The organism is Streptomyces sp. NPDC007095 (genome assembly GCF_040634475.1).
In the GTDB taxonomy this organism is placed as follows: domain Bacteria; phylum Actinomycetota; class Actinomycetes; order Streptomycetales; family Streptomycetaceae; genus Streptomyces.
This window is the reverse complement of the sequence record NZ_JBEYFS010000261.1, coordinates 1-15,830: the sequence shown is the minus strand read 5'-3', so window position 1 is coordinate 15,830 and position 15,830 is coordinate 1. Positions and strand designations below refer to the sequence as shown.

16 protein-coding genes and 1 riboswitch are annotated in these 15,830 nt (G+C 71.5%); of the genes, 8 read left to right on the top strand and 8 right to left on the bottom strand.

Features of this window, described 5'->3' with window-relative positions; genetic code table 11:
• Positions 1-200 precede the first annotated feature (200 nt).
• From ABZ656_RS49500 to ABZ656_RS49490, 3 genes are all read right to left on the bottom strand, one after another.
• Complete coding sequence (locus ABZ656_RS49500; RefSeq protein ID WP_101405634.1) at positions 201-599, bottom strand: DUF3040 domain-containing protein; 399 nt, start codon at positions 597-599, stop codon at positions 201-203.
• A 275-nt stretch (positions 600-874) separates the two neighbouring features.
• Positions 875-1,645, bottom strand: coding sequence for a methyltransferase (locus ABZ656_RS49495; protein ID WP_360278046.1), 771 nt, complete (start codon positions 1,643-1,645; stop codon positions 875-877).
• Positions 1,646-1,822: 177 nt separating this feature from the next.
• The gene (locus ABZ656_RS49490; RefSeq protein WP_360278043.1) at positions 1,823-2,386 is read right to left on the bottom strand and encodes an SAV_6107 family HEPN domain-containing protein; all 564 of its coding nucleotides are present in this window, start codon (positions 2,384-2,386) and stop codon (positions 1,823-1,825) included.
• Between the two features lie 165 nt (positions 2,387-2,551).
• Between ABZ656_RS49490 and ABZ656_RS49485 the strand changes: the two genes are divergently transcribed.
• The 5 genes from ABZ656_RS49485 (at position 2,552) to ABZ656_RS49465 (ending at position 8,578) form a co-directional block, all read left to right on the top strand.
• Positions 2,552-3,325, top strand: coding sequence for an ATP-binding cassette domain-containing protein (locus ABZ656_RS49485; protein ID WP_360278040.1), 774 nt, complete (start codon positions 2,552-2,554; stop codon positions 3,323-3,325).
• On the top strand, positions 3,297-5,381 hold the full coding sequence (locus tag ABZ656_RS49480) for a YhgE/Pip domain-containing protein (protein ID WP_360278038.1): 2,085 nt from the start codon (positions 3,297-3,299) through the stop codon (positions 5,379-5,381). The genes ABZ656_RS49485 and ABZ656_RS49480 overlap by 29 nt, the downstream gene beginning before the upstream one ends.
• 11 nt (positions 5,382-5,392) lie before the next feature.
• Positions 5,393-6,019 (top strand): TetR/AcrR family transcriptional regulator, encoded by a 627-nt coding sequence (locus ABZ656_RS49475; RefSeq protein ID WP_101405630.1) that lies wholly within the window; start codon positions 5,393-5,395, stop codon positions 6,017-6,019.
• A gap of 390 nt (positions 6,020-6,409) precedes the next feature.
• A complete protein-coding gene (locus ABZ656_RS49470; protein ID WP_101405629.1) occupies positions 6,410-7,024 on the top strand; it encodes a DUF4126 domain-containing protein in 615 nt (204 codons plus the stop codon).
• A gap of 45 nt (positions 7,025-7,069) precedes the next feature.
• On the top strand, positions 7,070-8,578 hold the full coding sequence (locus ABZ656_RS49465; protein WP_180362555.1) for an NAD(P)/FAD-dependent oxidoreductase: 1,509 nt from the start codon (positions 7,070-7,072) through the stop codon (positions 8,576-8,578).
• 40 nt (positions 8,579-8,618) lie between these two features.
• Here the strand turns inward: ABZ656_RS49465 and ABZ656_RS49460 are convergent, their stop codons facing one another.
• The 5 genes from ABZ656_RS49460 to ABZ656_RS49440 form a co-directional block, all read right to left on the bottom strand.
• Positions 8,619-9,635 (bottom strand): hypothetical protein, encoded by a 1,017-nt coding sequence (locus tag ABZ656_RS49460; protein ID WP_101405627.1) that lies wholly within the window; start codon positions 9,633-9,635, stop codon positions 8,619-8,621.
• Positions 9,636-9,691: 56 nt separating this feature from the next.
• The gene (gene metF / locus ABZ656_RS49455) at positions 9,692-10,615 is read right to left on the bottom strand and encodes a methylenetetrahydrofolate reductase [NAD(P)H] (RefSeq protein WP_101405626.1); all 924 of its coding nucleotides are present in this window, start codon (positions 10,613-10,615) and stop codon (positions 9,692-9,694) included.
• Positions 10,616-10,773: 158 nt separating this feature from the next.
• Positions 10,774-11,424: a thiamine phosphate synthase gene (thiE, locus tag ABZ656_RS49450; RefSeq protein ID WP_101405625.1), complete on the bottom strand. Its 651-nt coding sequence runs from the start codon at positions 11,422-11,424 to the stop codon at positions 10,774-10,776.
• A 132-nt stretch (positions 11,425-11,556) separates the two neighbouring features.
• Entirely contained in the window at positions 11,557-11,928 is a 372-nt protein-coding gene (locus ABZ656_RS49445; protein ID WP_101405624.1) for an Rv2175c family DNA-binding protein, read from the bottom strand.
• A gap of 81 nt (positions 11,929-12,009) precedes the next feature.
• Entirely contained in the window at positions 12,010-13,248 is a 1,239-nt protein-coding gene (locus ABZ656_RS49440) for an FAD-dependent oxidoreductase (RefSeq protein ID WP_101405623.1), read from the bottom strand.
• A gap of 181 nt (positions 13,249-13,429) precedes the next feature.
• Positions 13,430-13,541: riboswitch (TPP riboswitch) on the top strand.
• Here ABZ656_RS49440 and thiO point away from each other — a divergent pair.
• From thiO to ABZ656_RS49425, 3 genes are all read left to right on the top strand, one after another.
• Positions 13,539-14,744 carry a glycine oxidase ThiO gene (thiO, locus tag ABZ656_RS49435; RefSeq protein ID WP_101408201.1) on the top strand — a complete coding sequence of 402 codons (1,206 nt, stop codon included), beginning with the start codon at positions 13,539-13,541 and terminating at the stop codon, positions 14,742-14,744. (Overlaps the previous riboswitch by 3 nt.)
• On the top strand, positions 14,741-14,941 hold the full coding sequence (thiS, locus tag ABZ656_RS49430) for a sulfur carrier protein ThiS (RefSeq protein WP_054231516.1): 201 nt from the start codon (positions 14,741-14,743) through the stop codon (positions 14,939-14,941). The genes thiO and thiS overlap by 4 nt, the downstream gene beginning before the upstream one ends.
• A 3-nt stretch (positions 14,942-14,944) precedes the next feature.
• Positions 14,945-15,739 carry a thiazole synthase gene (locus ABZ656_RS49425; protein ID WP_101405622.1) on the top strand — a complete coding sequence of 265 codons (795 nt, stop codon included), beginning with the start codon at positions 14,945-14,947 and terminating at the stop codon, positions 15,737-15,739.
• Positions 15,740-15,830: the final 91 nt, after the last annotated feature.

Below are 15,830 nucleotides of genomic sequence, written 5' to 3'. Positions count from 1 at the left end.
GCACGAGCTGGCGGCGCCGTCTTCCAGACGGGTGGTGTGTCAAAGGATTCCCTCGACTTGAACGGTCGGACCGGCGGAGGCGCGGGCGGGACGCCCGGCCCGGGTACGACTGAGGGGGTGTCCCACCCGGGCCGGGTGGGACACCCCCTCGTGCGTTGTCTTCGACTGCGGGCGCCCGCAGGGCTACTGACCCCGCGGGGCTACTGCCCCTGCTCGTCCCGGCGTCGCTGCCAGCGTTGTTCGATGCGGTCCATCATGGAGCGGCGCTGTCGGCCCTGGTGGCGGCGCGCGGCGGGTGCGCCGGGCGCGGCCGGCTGTTCACCCGGCTTGGGAGCCTTGCGCCAACCGGTGACGGCGAGCACCGCACAGCCCAGCATGACGAGAAAACCCACCACGCTGACCCAGATCTGCTTCGAGACCATTCCGGCCATGAGGAGCGCGATACCCACCAGAAAGCCCGCGACCGCCTGGTAGACCCGTCGCCGGGTGTACGTACGCAGCCCGCTTCCCTCAAGCGCTGTCGCGAACTTGGGATCTTCGGCGTACAGCGCTCGCTCCATCTGCTCGAGCATTCGCTGCTCGTGCTCCGAGAGCGGCACGGCGTCCTCCTCATCGTGCAGTCGCCGGGGCGACCGGGGGTCCCCTTCAGGATAGGCAGGGAATCGCCCCCGTGAAACCCGCCCCTCTGCGCCAATTCGCCAACCGGAACCCGCCATGGCACCCCGATTAACTGAGGCGTGCATTCCCCAGCAACCGGCCCGTCATGCCGGACGGTCTCCCTCGATCATACGGCGCCGAGCGCCCGATCGGGTGGCCTGTGGCGTACTCCATCTGCCGCCCCGCCCCTGATCAGGGGCGCAACATGAGAGGCGGCTCAACCCTCGTCGGCCCCCTGCGCCTCACCGAGCACATGAAGCTGAGTGGCCACGGAGTGGAACGCGGGGAGTTCGGCGGCCGCCGCCTCGAGCTTCAGGAGGGCCTCCACGGCGCCCGGCTCGGTGTCCACGAGGACGCCGGGGACCAGGTCCGCGAAGACCCGTACGCCGTGCACGGCGCCGACGCGCAGACCCGCGCCCTCGACGAGCGCGGTGAGCTGGTCGGCGGTGAAGCGGTGGGGTACGGGATCACCCTCGCCCCAGCGTCCGTCCGGGTCGTCGAGCGCCTGCTTGGCCTCCTTGAAGTGCCCGGCGAGGGCGCGGGCGAGCACGGCGCCGCCCAGGCCCGCCGCGAGGAGGCTGAGAACGCCCTCGGGACGCAGCGCGTCCACCACGTTGCGCACACCGTCGGCGGGGTCGTCCACGTACTCCAGGACCCCGTGGCACAGCACGACGTCGTAGCCGCCGCGGTCGACGACGTCGAAGAGACCGTGGGCGTCGCCCTGGACACCCTTGACACGGTCGGCGACCCCGGCCTCGGCGGCCCGGCGTTCCAGCGCGAACAGCGCGTTCGGGCTGGGGTCGACGACGGTGACACGGTGGCCGAGGCGGGCCACGGGCACCGCGAAGTTGCCGCTGCCGCCTCCGGTGTCGAGGACGTCCAGTGACTCCCGCCCCGTGGCCTTGACCCGGCGGTCGAGAGCGTCCTTGAGGACCTCCCACACCACGGCGGTACGGAGAGAAGCGCGGGGGCGCGTCGGGTCCGGCACGGCAGTTGACTCCTCGGAGCGGCACCGCCTCTTGCGCGGCGGAGCGATCGGGGGGCCTCCCGGCAGGAGGCTTCAGGCGCCTCCACCCTATTGCCTCCGCCGTCGTACCCGACCCTCCGTCTCACCCGGCGGATCACGCGTCGGATCACGCGTCGGATCACCCCGCGGATCACGGGGTCAGCCCGCGTCCGGGACCTCCCTGTCCTCCCTGCCGCCGTCCCCCTCCTCGCCGTTCCGACGGGGCTGGGGCAGTACGGGTTGCAGCACCAGCATCCGCTCGACGATGCGCAGGAACATCGCCACGTCCCGTATCAGGTCGTCGGCGTCGCGGGTGCCGGCCGCGCCCCGGATGCCCGCCTCGGCGCGGGCGCGCCGGTCGGCTCCGGAGGCGAACAGGGCGCTCCACTCGGTGAGTTCGGGGGCGATCTCGGGGAGCACTTCCCAGGCGCTCCGGATGCGGGCGCGGCGTCGGGGTGAGGGCTCCGGGCGGCCCCGTGCGGCAAGGACGGCGGCGGCGGTGCGCAGGGCCGCCAAGTGCGCCGTCGCGTAGCGCTCATTGGGTGTTTCCAGGGCGGTCGCCTCGTCGAGGCCGGCGCGGGCCTGGGCGAGCAGGTCGAGGGCGGCGGGCGGGGCCGTGGCCCGGCGGAGCACGGGGTGTACGTCGCTCGCCGGGCCGGTCAGTGAGGGGGCAGGGCCGGTGGCGCGGCGCCGGTGGGCGGCTGCTGCGGAAGAGGTGGCCATGACGAACCTCCTGTCGTCTGTGTGACGGCACTGTGGCCGTATGTGCCCATCGTGAGGTATGGCACTGACAATCCGTTCTGACCTGGGCCTTTGCTTCGATCGAGAGTTCGGGTTAGTTTTTGCACTGACCAGTCAGTTCAAAAATGTTCAGGGGATGGGGATGCTGTGGACGGTCCGCGCGGACTCGGTGTCACGGCCAGGGACTTCGGACTCGAGGGCCCGCGCGGCTGGGCGTTCCGCGGGGTCGGTGTCGATGCGCAGCCCGGCTCACTGATCGCGGTCGAGGGGCCGTCCGGCTCCGGCCGTACGTGCCTGCTGCTCGCGCTCACGGGCCGGATGCGGTCCACCGAGGGGACGGCCACCGTGGGCGGGGCGGCGCTGCCGCGGCAGATGACCGCGGTGCGTCGCGCCAGCGCGCTCGCCCATGTCCCGGGTGTCATCGACCTGGACCCCACCCTGACCGTCGGGGAGCACCTGCTCGAACGGGCGCTGCTGCAGCGGCGGTTCGGGGGGTGCCTGAAGGACTCCCTGCGCGGGCCGCTGCGTCCGCGAGCCGGACGGACGGCCGAGGGGAAACTGCGGATCGACTCCGCACTGGCCGCCGCCGGGCTGGACCGGGAGGCCCTGCCCAAGGGCTCCCGGACCGCCGTACGTGACCTGGAGCGGCTCGAAGCCCTGCGGCTGTCCGTCGCGTTGGCCCTCGTCGGCCGCCCGGGGCTGCTCGGCGTCGACGACACCGACCTCAAGTTGTCGGATGCAGAACGGGCCGAGACCTGGGCCCTGTTCAAGTCGATCGCCCAGTCGGGCACCACGGTCGTGGCGGTGTGCAGCGAGGCTCCCGAGGGGGCCGTCCTCGTGTCCACCCGCCCGACCGGCCACACCAGCGAGACCGACGACAAGGAGACGGCCGATGCGCTCGCCGATACTGGCCGTTCTTGAACTCAGGCGCTTCGGCCGGGGCAAACTCCCGCGCGCCGCGCTGGCCGCGCTCCTGTTGCTGCCGCTGCTGTACGGCGCCCTCTACCTGTGGTCGTTCTGGGACCCGTACGGCCGGCTGGACCGCATCCCCGTGGCGCTCGTGAACGACGACAAGGGGGCGAGCGTCGCGGGCAAGAAGCTCTCGGCGGGCGAGGACATCACCAAGGGGCTGCGCGACAGCGACACCTTCGAGTGGCACGAGGTGAGCGCGGCCGAGGCCCGCCGGGGCATCGAGGACGGCACGTACTACCTGTCGCTGACCATGCCGTCCGACTTCAGCCGGAGGATCGCCTCCAGCTCCGGACAGGCGCCGGAGACGGGCGCTCTCCAGGTGCGTACGAACGACGCGAACAACTACATCGTCGGGCAGATCTCACGGACGGTGTTCGGCGAGGTGCGCACGGCGGCGTCCACGAAGGCCTCCCGGTCGTTCCTCGACAAGATCTTCATCTCGTTCTCGGACATCCACGGGGCGACCGAGAAGGCCGCCAAGGGGGCCGACGAACTCAGCGGTGGGATCGGCAGGGCCCGGAAGGGCTCCGAGGACCTCGCCGACGGCCTGAAGGACGCCAAGGAGGGCAGTGGCAAGCTCTCCGGGGGCCTGCGAAAGCTCGACAAGGGCGCCGGCGACCTGGCGGACGGCTCGCGGCAGGTCGCCGACGGCACGGGGGCGCTGGCCGACAAGGTCAACGGGGTCGCGGACAAGGTGGGCCCCTTCCTGAAGGACAACGAGAAGTCGATCGGCGACACGGCCCGGCTCGTCGCCGACTCCGCCGCGGGGATCCGCCACAACCTCGACACGCTGGTGAAGACGGCCCCGGCCGCCGCCAAGGGCGCCCGTACGGCGTCCGACGCGCTGAACGCCGTCTACAGGGCACGTTGCCAGACCCTGCCGTTGCCCGACGCCGCGTGCCCCGACCTGAAGAAGGCCCAGCAGGCGGCCGCGGACGTGGCCGAGGTCGCCGACGACGTGAACACGCTCATCGGCGACCAGAACGGCGATCTCGACCGGCTCGACAAAAACCTGGGCACCCTCCAGAAGCAGGCCCAGGCCCTCGCCGACCGCTCGCCGCACCTTTCCGAAGACCTCGCGGACGCCGTCTCCAAAGTCAACAAACTGAACGAGGGCGCCGAAAAGGTCGCCGCGGGGGCCAAGAAACTGCGCACGGGGCTCGGAACGGCCAAGACAGGCGCGGCGGACCTCGACACGGGTGTCGGCAAGCTGAAGACGGGCGCGAGCACCCTCGACGAGGGCATGTACAAGCTCGTCGGCGGCTCGGGGCAACTCGCCGGCGGACTGCACGACGGCGCCGGGCAGATCCCCGACTACGACCGGCAGGACCGCGACCTGCGCACCCAGGTCATGGCAGACCCGGTGAAGCTCGCCTCCAAGGACCTGCACAAGGCGCCCAACTACGGCACCGGCTTCGCCCCGTACTTCATCCCGCTGTCCTTGTGGGTGGGCGCGATGGTGGCGTACATGCTGATCCAGCCGCTGAACCGGCGCGCGCTCGCGGTGGGTGCCTCGGCCTGGCGCATCACGCTGGCGGGCTGGCTGCCGGTGGCCGCCCTGGGCGTGCTCCAGACGGTGGCCCTGATGTCCGTGCTGCACTGGGCGATCGGCCTGGAGATGGTGCGGGCGGCCGGGACCGTCGGCTTCCTGTGCCTGGTGACGGCGTGCTTCGCGGCGCTCGTGCAGTGGCTGAACGCACGCTTCGGAGCGGCGGGCCGGATCCTCGTACTCGCCCTCCTGATGCTCCAGCTGACCTCGGCGGGCGGCACGTACCCCGTCCAGACCAGTCCGGGCTTCTTCAACGCGATCCACCCCTTCTTGCCGATGAGTTACGTCGTCGAGGCCCTCCGCAGGCTCATCACGGGCGGCGGTCTCGGACCGGTCTGGGAGGCGTGCGCCGTCCTGACGGCGTTCACCGCGGGCGCGCTCGCGCTCACCGCCCTGTCGGCACACCGCAAGCAGGTGTGGACCCTCGACCGTCTGCACCCCGAGCTGAGCCTGTGACAATCAGGGCCATGGAAAGCAGCAGCACCACGGCAGGCGGCGGCCGTCGCGAGGCGACCCGGCAGAAGCTCTACGAGGCGGCGGTCACCCTCATCGCGGAACAGGGGTTCTCCGCCACCACCGTGGACGAGATCGCCGAGCGGGCCGGGGTCGCGAAAGGCACCGTCTACTACAACTTCGCGAGCAAGTCCGTCCTCTTCGAGGAGTTGCTGCGGCACGGCGTGGGACTCCTCACCGCCTCCCTGCGGGAGGCCGCCGAGCGCACCGAGCGGGACGGCGGCACCAAGGTCGACGCACTGGACGCGATGATCAGGGCCGGGCTCGCCTTCATCAACCGCTACCCGGCCTTCACCCAGCTCTACGTGGCCGAGCTGTGGCGCACCAACCGGGCCTGGCAGTCCACGCTCATGGTGGTCCGGCAGGAAGCGGTCGCGGTCGTCGAGCGTGTGCTGCGCGAAGGGGTGGCGAACGGCGAGCTCAGCGACGAGATCGACATTCCGCTGACGGCCGCCGCGCTGGTCGGGATGGTCCTGGTGGCCGCCCTGGACTGGCAGGCCTTCCAGCCGGAGCGTTCCCTGGACGATGTCCACGCGGCGCTGTCGCGGCTGCTCCAGGGACGCGTGAGCGGCAGCCGGTGAGCTGACAGGGCTCGCTACGGAGCCGGAAACGGAGCACGGCGAAGCGCCGGTTCGAGGTGGCCGCGTCCCCCGCGGGCCACCTCGAACCGGCGCTTGGCCGTGCTCCCCCGTACTCCCCCGTTGGGCCCCCGTTCGGTCGTCCCCCGGGTTCCCCCGTGCCTCACTCCCGCCGACGGAGTCGGCGGAAGGAGCGGCCAAGGGCGCGAGGACCGTTCCGCCGCCCCGTGTCGGCGGTACCGGAGCCGCGCCCCTTTCCGTGCCTCCACTCTCTCTTTCGCGCAGGTCGGGCCCCATCCGCGCGCGTACTCATCTCACTCACTAGGTACGGATACTCAGTCGTACGCACTCATGCCCAGGACGGGCCGTCGTCGACTGGTTACGATCGCGTCCGTGTCCGTACTCCCCCTGGTCTTCACCAGCGGCTGGGCCAGTGGCATCAACGCGTACGCGGTGGTGCTGCTCCTCGGCATCTTCGGAGCGACCGGTCTGAGCGACGAGGTCCCTGAGTCCCTTCAGCGCCCTGAGATCCTGATCGCAGCGGGCGTTCTCTTCCTGTGCGAGGCGGTCGCCGACAAGATCCCGTACGTGGACTCGGTGTGGGACTCGGTGCACACCGTGATCCGCCCGGTGGCGGGGGCGTGGGTCGGCGCCCTGCTCGCCGGGCAGAGCGGTTCGCTCTCCGATCTGGCGGCGGGCGCGATCGGCGGTTCGACGGCGTTGGCGAGCCACACGGTCAAGGCCGGGACACGGATGGCGATCAACACCTCGCCGGAGCCGTTCAGCAACCTCATCATGAGCACCGCCGAGGATCTCGGGGTCGCGGGGATCCTGACCTTCGCGATGTTCCACCCCGAGGCCGCGGCGATCATCGCGGGCGTGCTGCTGCTCGCGGGGCTGCTGGCGCTCTTCTTCCTCATCTCGCGGATCCGCCGGTTCCTGCGCCGCAGGGCCCAGCGCCGGGAGGAGAGACGCCTGGCCGAGCGGGTGGGACAGCCACCCGACTGAGCACCGCGGGCCGGGTTGTCAGTGGCGGCCGATAAAGTCGCTGGCATGGGACGGATTGCGGTGATCGGCGCCGGGATGGGCGCGATGGCGGCCGCCGCCCGGCTGGCCGTCGCGGGCCACCGGGTGGTGGTGTACGAGCGCGCGGCGACGTACGGCGGGGCGGTGCGCCGCTTCGAGCGCGACGGCTTCGTGTTCGACACAGGCCCGGGACTGCTCCCGCTGCCCGCGGTCTACCGCGATCTGTTCGTCAAGACGGGCAAGGAGCCGCTGGAGGCGTGCGTCGAGCTGGTCCAGGTGGACCCGTCCTCGCGCCATGTCTTCGCCGACGGCACAGAGGTCGGTCTGCCGAACGCCTCGCGCGCGGGCGTCGTCACCGCCCTCGACGAGGCCCTCGGGGCGGGCGCGGGCGCACGGTGGGGCGACTTCCTGGTGCGGGCACGCGAGGCCTGGGACCGCACCCGCAGGCCGCTCCTGGAGGAGCCGCTGTGGCCGAACTGGTCGGTGCTCGCCGAGCGTGAGCCCTACCCCTCGGTGCCGCACAAGAAGCTGCTGCGCACCCGCCGCGCCACGACCCTCGCCGAGGTCGGCGCCTGGGAGTTGCGCGACCCGCGCCTCACGGCCCTGCTGGAGAGTCACGCCCTCGCCCACGGGCTCGATCCGCGCGTCACCCCGGCGAGCGCCGCCGTGCTGCCGTACATGGAGCACGCCTTCGGCACCTGGTATGTGCGCGGTGGCATAAGGGAGTTGGCGCGCGCGGTGTACGAGCGGTGCGTGGCCCGGAGGGTCGAGTTCGTCTTCGGTGCCGAGGTCACCGGGATCGTCGAGAAGGACGGCCGGGCGGCGGGCGTGGAGCTGGCCGACAGTACGGTTTCTGAGGCGGACCACGTCGTGGCGGGCGTGGATCCCGTACGGCTCAAGGGCCTGACAGAGCATCTGCTCCAGGACGAGGGCGATGTTCGGCCCGACACCGTGACGGCGCGGCCCGGGCGGTTCACCGTACTGCTGGCCCTGCACGGCGCGCGGGAAGCCGGTGCGGCGCACCGCACCATCGTGCACACACCCGACCGGAGCGCCGAGCTGGACTCCCTGCACTCGGTCCCCGACGACCGGATCCGGCCCACGGTGACCGTGCTGCGGCCGGACGACCCGGCACTGTGGCCCGACCGGGACCACGAGGCCGTAGTCGTCTCCGCCGTGGCACCGGCCGAGGGCGAATGGACGCTCGACGACACGGCCGAGCGGTTCGCCGCACGCATGCTCTCCGCCGCCGAAACCGCCGTCCCCGGACTGTCCGAGCGCCTCATATGGCGCGAGGTGTTCACTCCCGACCACATCGAGGAGGAGACGGGAGCCGCGTACGGAGCCGTGCCCGCCCCCGCGCTCGCCGGTGGCGGCGGCCGCTTTCTGCACCCGGGCAATACCACCCGGCTCCCCGGGCTGTATCTCGTGGGCGGCTGGGCCCACCCGGGCGGTGGCCTCCCGCACGCGGGCATGTCGGGCGCCCTGGTGTCCGGACTGATCGTGGAGGGACCGCAGTTCCGGGGCTCTCAGTGAGCGCACCGGCGCGCCGAAGACCGCCCGGGGAGGGCGGCCCTCAGTACCGGTACTGCTCGTCGTATCCGGTGCCGTTGGCGTTTCCGGTGCCGTTGGCGTTGCCGTTGCCCTGGTACGGGTAAGGCTGCTCCGGCGGGAGTTCGCCGCCGTAGGGGTCGTCGGTGCTGCGCTGCTGCGGGACCCAGACACCGCCGGCCGGGGTCTCGCCGGCGTAGCCGCCGGTGGCGTACTGGTCCTGGCCGTAGGCCTGTTGCTGCGCGTACTGCTGGTCGCCGCCGCCGTAGGTCGTGTCGTACGAGGCGCCGCTGTAGGTCTGCGTGCCGATGTACGGGTCGGAGTAGGCCGCGTACTGCTGCTGGCCGTTGTCGTAGCCGTACTGCTGCTGGTCGTACCCGGTCGAGTAGCCGTCGTACGCGTAGGCCTGCTGGTCCTGGGACTGGGCCGCGGCGGCGTAGGACTGGTCGGTGGCGGCCGCGTAGGCGGTGCCGCTGTAGACGCCGTAGGAGCCGGTGTCGTCGGGCAGGGGCTGGGGCTCGTACACGGCGGTGGTCTCGGCGGCCGTCAGGTCGCCGGAGCCGGGCGGCATGAACCGGTCGGAGTGCGCGGGCGAGAACACGTCGTCCTCGCGGGTGAAGTCGTCGTCCTGGGAATACGCCGCGCCTCGGGCCGTTCCTTCGGCCCTGGCCTCGGCTCCCTCGGCCGTTTCGAGGTCGGAGACCTCCAGCGCCGGGTCCTGGTGGTCCTCACCGCGGCGTCGTTTGCTCTTGCCGAAGGCCTTGCCGGCGCCGCTGTCGGCGCCCTGCCGGTTGCCCACGGCCCAGCCCTCCGCGAAACCACGGCGGAACGACAGGGTGACGTACGTCTGGCCGACCGCGAAGGCCGCCGCGCCGAGCCCGATGACGATCACGGAGGGGATCAGCACTCCGAAGACGACACCGAGGAAGCCCACGAATGCGAGCAGGCGCCAGCGCAACCGCGCCTTGTACTGCAGCAGGACCTCGCCGAGCAGCCACAGCGCGACGATGCCGAACGCGATATAGAGGACCGTCCAGCCCATGTACGCCCCTCTCCCAGTGGCCGCTACGCAGTCTGTCGTACGTGGGTGCGACCGGTCTAGGCCTGCTGCGGGTGGTGCAGGCCCAGATTCTCGTAGATTTCCAGCGTCGCCGTCGAGTTGTTGAGCGTGATGAAGTGAAGTCCGGGGACTCCCTCGTCCAGCAGTCTCGCGCAGAACTCCGTCGCGAACTCGATGCCAATGGAGCGTACAGCCGCCGGATCGTCTTTGGCTGTGAGGATCCGCTCTTTCAGGACGTCCGGGAACGAAGCGTTGCTGAGCTTCGGAAGTCGTTCCAGCATCTTCACACTCGTCACCGGCATGACCTCCGGGATGACCGGTGTCGTACAGCCGGCCGCCACCACCCGGTCACGCAGGCGCAGATACGACTCGGGCTGGAAGAACATCTGGGTGATCGCGTAGTCCGCGCCGGCCCGGCACTTGTCGACGAAGTGCGCGACGTCCACGTCCCAGTCCGCGGAGCGGGGGTGCATCTCGGGGAAGGCGGCGACGCCGACACAGAAGTCGCCGGACTCCTTGATGAGACGGACGAGTTCGGCGGCGTAGGTCAGGCCCCGGGGGTGGGGGACCCAGTCGCCCATCGGGTCGCCGGGCGGGTCGCCGCGGACCGCGAGCATGTTCCGGATGCCGGCGTCGGCGTACTGGCCGATGATGTTGCGCAGTTCGGCGATGGAGTGGTTGACCGCGGTGAGGTGGGCGACCGGGGTGAGCGTCGTGTCGGCGACGATCTGCTCGGTCTCCTTGACCGTGCCCGCGCGGGTGGAGCCACCGGCACCGTAGGTGACGGAGACGAAGTCGGGGGCGACGGCCTCGACGCGACGCAGCGCGTTCCACAGGTTCCGCTCGCCCTTGGGGGTTTTCGGCGCGGAGAACTCGAACGAGTAGGTCGCCTTGCCGGTGGCGAGCATGTCGCGCACGGTGCGTGCGCGATCAGTCCTGGTGGAAGCAGATCCGAGGGCCATACCCGCAGGTTAGTCAGGGGGCGGCGGTCTCCCAACCGAACCGACGCCAATTGTCCGATTTGTCGACTTCTTGTCCACCCCTCGGACACCTGTGGGACAACCGGTCCAACCGTCGACCGGACCATCGACGCGCCCGCTGTGCCTGACGCAGCCGCCGCTTACGCCTGACGCAGCCGCTTGGCGAATTCTCCCGCCGCCGCGCCGGGATCCGCCGCCTCGGTGATCGCCCGTACGACGACGACGCGGCGGGCGCCCGCCTCCAGTACCTCGTCGAGGTTGCCGAGGTCGATGCCGCCGATGGCGAACCAGGGGCGGTCGGTGGCGAGGGAGGCCGTGTATCGGACCAGGCCGAGGCCCGGGGCGTGGCGGCCGGGCTTGGTGGGGGTGGGCCAGCAGGGGCCGGTGCAGAAGTAGTCCACGCCTTCCTGGACGGCGGCGGCCGCCGCCTCGGACTCGGCGTGCGTGGAGCGGCCCATCAGGACCTCGTCGCCGAGGATCGCGCGGGCGGCGGGGACCGGGAGATCGCCCTGGCCCAGGTGGAGTACGTCGGCGCCGATGGCATGGGCGACGTCCGCGCGGTCGTTGACCGCGAGGAGCTTGCCGTGGCGGGCGCAGGCGTCCGCGAAGACCTGGAGGTGCTCCAGCTCCTCGGCGGCCTCCATGCCCTTGTCACGCAGCTGCACGATGTCGACGCCGCCTGCCAGGACCGCGTCCAGGAACTCGGCGAGGTCGCCCTGTCGCTTGCGGGCGTCCGTGCAGAGGTAGACGCGGGCGTCGGCGAGGCGGGTGCGGGCGGCGTTCTCGGGCATGCGTGTATCCCCCGTGGTGCGGTGCGTACGGCTGTCGTACGCACCCTACGGACGTGATGCGGTGCGTACGGACCGCGGCGGCCGGGGTGGTCCGGGGCCGGCCGTGGTCCGTACGCCGGACGGTCGGTCGAATCAGACGGCGAGCGCCTGGGCGCGGCGCTTCACCTCCGTGCCGCGATTCTCGCTCAGAGCCTGCGCGGGGGTGCCGGGCAGGCTCGGGTCGGGGGTGAAGAGCCACTCGAGCATCTCTTCGTCGGAGAAGCCGTCGTCCCGCAGGAGCGTCAAGGTACCGGCCAGGCCCTTGACGACCTTCTGCTCGTTCCCGTCGATGAAGGCGGCGGGGACGTGCAGCGCGCGGTTCTCACCACGGCGTACGGCGATCAGCTGGCCCTCCTTGACCAGCTGCCGGACGCGGGTCACCTCGACGCCGAGCTGTTCGGCGATGTCGGGGAGGGTGAGCCAGGCAGGGACGAGAGCATCGATCTTTGCGTCAATCTCGGTCACGGGACAAGCCTGCCATCCCGGACTGACACTCGGTACCCGAGCGCCCCCCGGACCGCCGTCCGGGCGACGGAAACCCGGCGGTCATGCCGTGGCGTCCTTCAGAGGGCGGGACGGGTCGGCCAGGATGTCCGGGTTCATGGGCATGCCTGCCTCGATCAGGCGGCGGCCCTGGGCCAGGTCACGGGGACGCCCCACGGCCAGGAGTGCGACGAGGCGGCTCTCGCGGAGCCAGCAGACCGTCCAGGCCGCGCCCGACGGGTCGCCCCGCCAGATGGTCGAATCGGCGGGGGCGTGATGGCCGACGTACTGGACGAAGCGGCCGAACTGCTCCGACCAGAAGTACGGGACCGGGTCGTACGCCGCCGGGGCCTCGCCGATGATGTTCGCCGCGACCGTGCGCGGCGCCTGGAGGGCGTTGTCCCAGTGGTGGACGAGGAGGCGCTCCTCGTAGCGGCCCGACGGGAAGGAGGCGCAGTCGCCAACCGCGTAGATGTCCGGCACGGAGGTGCGCAGGTGGCTGTCGGCCACCACCTCCCGGTGGGCGCCGAGCTCGACGCCGGAGCCGGCCAGCCAGGCGGTGGCGGGGCGCGCGCCGATACCGACGACCACGGCACCCGCCGGCACCCGCGAGCCGTCGTCGAGGACCACCGCACCGGGCTCGACACGCTCCACGCGCGCGTGGGTGCGCAGCGACGCGCCGCTGTCCGCGTACCAGGCGGTCATCGGCGCGGCCACCTCCGCGGGCAGCGCCCCGGCCAGCGGCCGGTCGGCGGCCTCGACGACCGTGACCGCGCACCCGGCCTCGCGCGCCGCCGTCGCGAACTCCGCGCCGATCCAGCCCGCCCCGACGACCACGATGTCGTGCTGCTGGGCGAGCACGGGGCGCAGTCGCTCGGCGTCGTCCAGGGTCCGCAGCAGATGGACGCCGGGGACGCCCTGTGCGCCGGGCAGCTGGATCGGTTCCGCGCCGGTCGCGAGGACCAGGACGTCGTACGGCACCGGTCCTGCCTCGGTGTCCAGCTCGTGGTCTGCGGGGCGCAGGCCCAGCGCCTCGCAGCCGAGTCGCAGTTCGATGCCCAGCGCCTCGAAGTCGATGTCGAAGGCGGAGCCCTCGGCCTTGCCGAGCAGCACCGCCTTGGACAGGGGTGGCCGGTCGTACGGCTGGTGCGGCTCGGCGCCGATCAGCGTCACGTCCCCGGTGAAACCCTGTTCCCGCAGGGCGACCGCCGTCTGCACGCCGGCCATGCCCGCGCCCACGATGACGACCCGCCGTGCCGTACGCCCCTGCGTCCGCACCTGTGCCCGCGTCTGCTCGCTCACCTGATCACCATAGACAACTGACAATCTGTCAGTCAGGGGACGTGCGCAGTGACCTGTTCCACAACGGATCTCGCCGTCCTGCTCGTCGTACGCGGACCGCGTGCGCGTACCGACCCGCGAACGGGCTCTGGACGGAGGCTCCCTTACTGAGACATACGGCAGCGGGCTAGGGTGGCGAACGTAAAGCACTCGCGGGAGCCCGGACGCACCGGGCTGAGAGGGAGGCTGGCGGCCTCCGACCGTACGAACCTGATCCGGGTCATGCCGGCGAAGGGAGGGGCTGGACGCCCATGTCGCCTACGCGTACACCTGCACGTTCATCGGATGCGCCGTCATCGGACGCACGTACCTCGGACGTCCTCGTCATCGGGGGCGGGATCATCGGTCTCGTGACCGCCTGGCGGGCCGCGCAGCGCGGGTTCACCGTCGCGGTCGTGGACCCCGAGCCGGGCGGCGGAGCGGCACGGGTGGCCGCCGGAATGCTCGCCGCCGTCACCGAGCTGCACTACGGCGAGCAGACCCTGCTGGGCCTGAACCTCGCCTCCGCGCGCCGCTATCCCGACTTCGCCGCCGAACTCACCGAGGCGAGCGGCCAGGACCTCGGCTACCGCCGGTGCGGCACGCTGGCCGTCGCCATGGACGCCGACGACCGGGCCCACCTGCGCGAACTGCATGCCTTGCAACACCGCTCGGGGCTCGAATCGGAGTGGCTCAGCGGCCGGGAGTGCCGCCGTCTGGAGCCGATGCTCGCGCCGGGCGTGCGCGGCGGGCTGCGGGTCGACAAAGACCACCAGATCGACCCGCGCCGACTCGCGAAGGCCCTGGTCACGGCATGCGAGCGGGCCGGAGTGAAGTTCCACCGGACGTGGGCGGAGCGCCTGACCGTCGTACGGGACCGGGCCGCCGGGGTCGTCACGACGGACGGTGAACAGCTGGCGGCGGGGCAGGTGGTACTCGCGGCCGGGAGCCTCAGCGGGAAGCTCCCGGGCGTGCCCGCCGACGTACTGCCGCCCGTACGGCCCGTGAAGGGTCAGGTGCTGCGGCTGACCGTGCCGAAGCGGTACGCCCCGTTCCTGAGCCGGACCGTGCGGGCCGTGGTGCGCGGCAGCCAGGTCTATCTGGTGCCGCGGGAGAACGGTGAGCTCGTCGTGGGCGCCACCAGCGAGGAGCTGGGCTGGGACACGACGGTGACCGCGGGCGGGGTCTACGAGCTGCTGCGCGACGCCCATGAGCTGGTGCCCGGGATCACCGAGCTGCCGCTCACCGAGACGCGCGCGGGCCTGCGGCCGGGGTCGCCCGACAACGCGCCACTGCTCGGCCCGACCGCGCTCGACGGGCTGCTGCTGGCCACCGGGCACTACCGCAACGGCGTCCTGCTCACGCCCGTCACCGGGGACGCCATGGCGCACGTCCTGACCACCGGCGAGCTTCCGGAAGAGGCCCGCCCCTTCACCCCCGGGCGCTTCAGCACAGCACTCACGGAGCAGACCGTATGAACATCTTCGTCAACGGAGAGCGACGGCTCGTCGCCGCCGACACGGCCCTCGACACGCTCGTCGCCACCCTCACCGTCGCGCCCTCCGGCGTCGCCGCCGCGCTCAACGAAACCGTTGTCCCGCGCACGCAGTGGTCGTCCACGGCCCTCTCCGAGGGAGACCGCGTCGAAGTCCTCACCGCAGTCCAAGGAGGCTGAACCATGGCCGACGACCCGTTTGTCCTCGGAGGTACGTCCTTCTCGTCCCGGCTGATCATGGGTACGGGGGGTGCGCCCAGCCTCGACGTCCTGGAGCGGTCGCTCGTGGCGTCCGGCACGGAGCTGACGACGGTCGCGATGCGGCGGGTGAATCCCTCGGCGCACGGCTCGGTGCTGTCCGTGCTCGACAGGCTGGGCATCCGGGTGCTGCCGAACACGGCGGGGTGCTTCACCGCGGGCGAGGCCGTGCTGACCGCGCGGCTCGCGCGGGAGGCGCTCGGTACGGAGCTGATCAAGCTGGAGGTCATCGCCGACGAGCGGACCCTGTTGCCGGATCCGATCGAATTGCTGGACGCCGCCGAGACGCTGGTCGACGACGGTTTCACGGTGCTGCCGTACACCAACGACGATCCTGTGCTCGCGCGGAAGCTGGAGGACGTGGGCTGCGCGGCGGTCATGCCGCTCGGGTCGCCCATCGGGTCCGGTCTCGGCATCCGCAATCCGCACAACTTCCAGTTGATCGTGGAGCACGCGCGCGTGCCGGTGATTCTGGACGCGGGGGCCGGTACGGCGTCGGACGCGGCGTTCGCGATGGAGCTGGGGTGTGCGGGCGTCATGCTGGCGTCGGCCGTGACCCGGGCGCAGGAGCCGGTGCTGATGGCCGAGGGCATGAAGCACGCGGTGGAAGCCGGGCGGCTTGCCTGGCGTGCCGGGCGGATTCCCCGGCGGCACTTCGCCTCCGCGTCGTCTCCTGCGGAGGGGCTGGCGCGGTTGGATCCTGAGCGTCCTGCTTTCTAGTAGACTGTCGCAGCTAATTCCTGGGATAGAGGTGGCGCAGTTTGATGCGTGCGTCGTGGGTGGTGAACTGCCAGTCCACCTGACGTTGGTC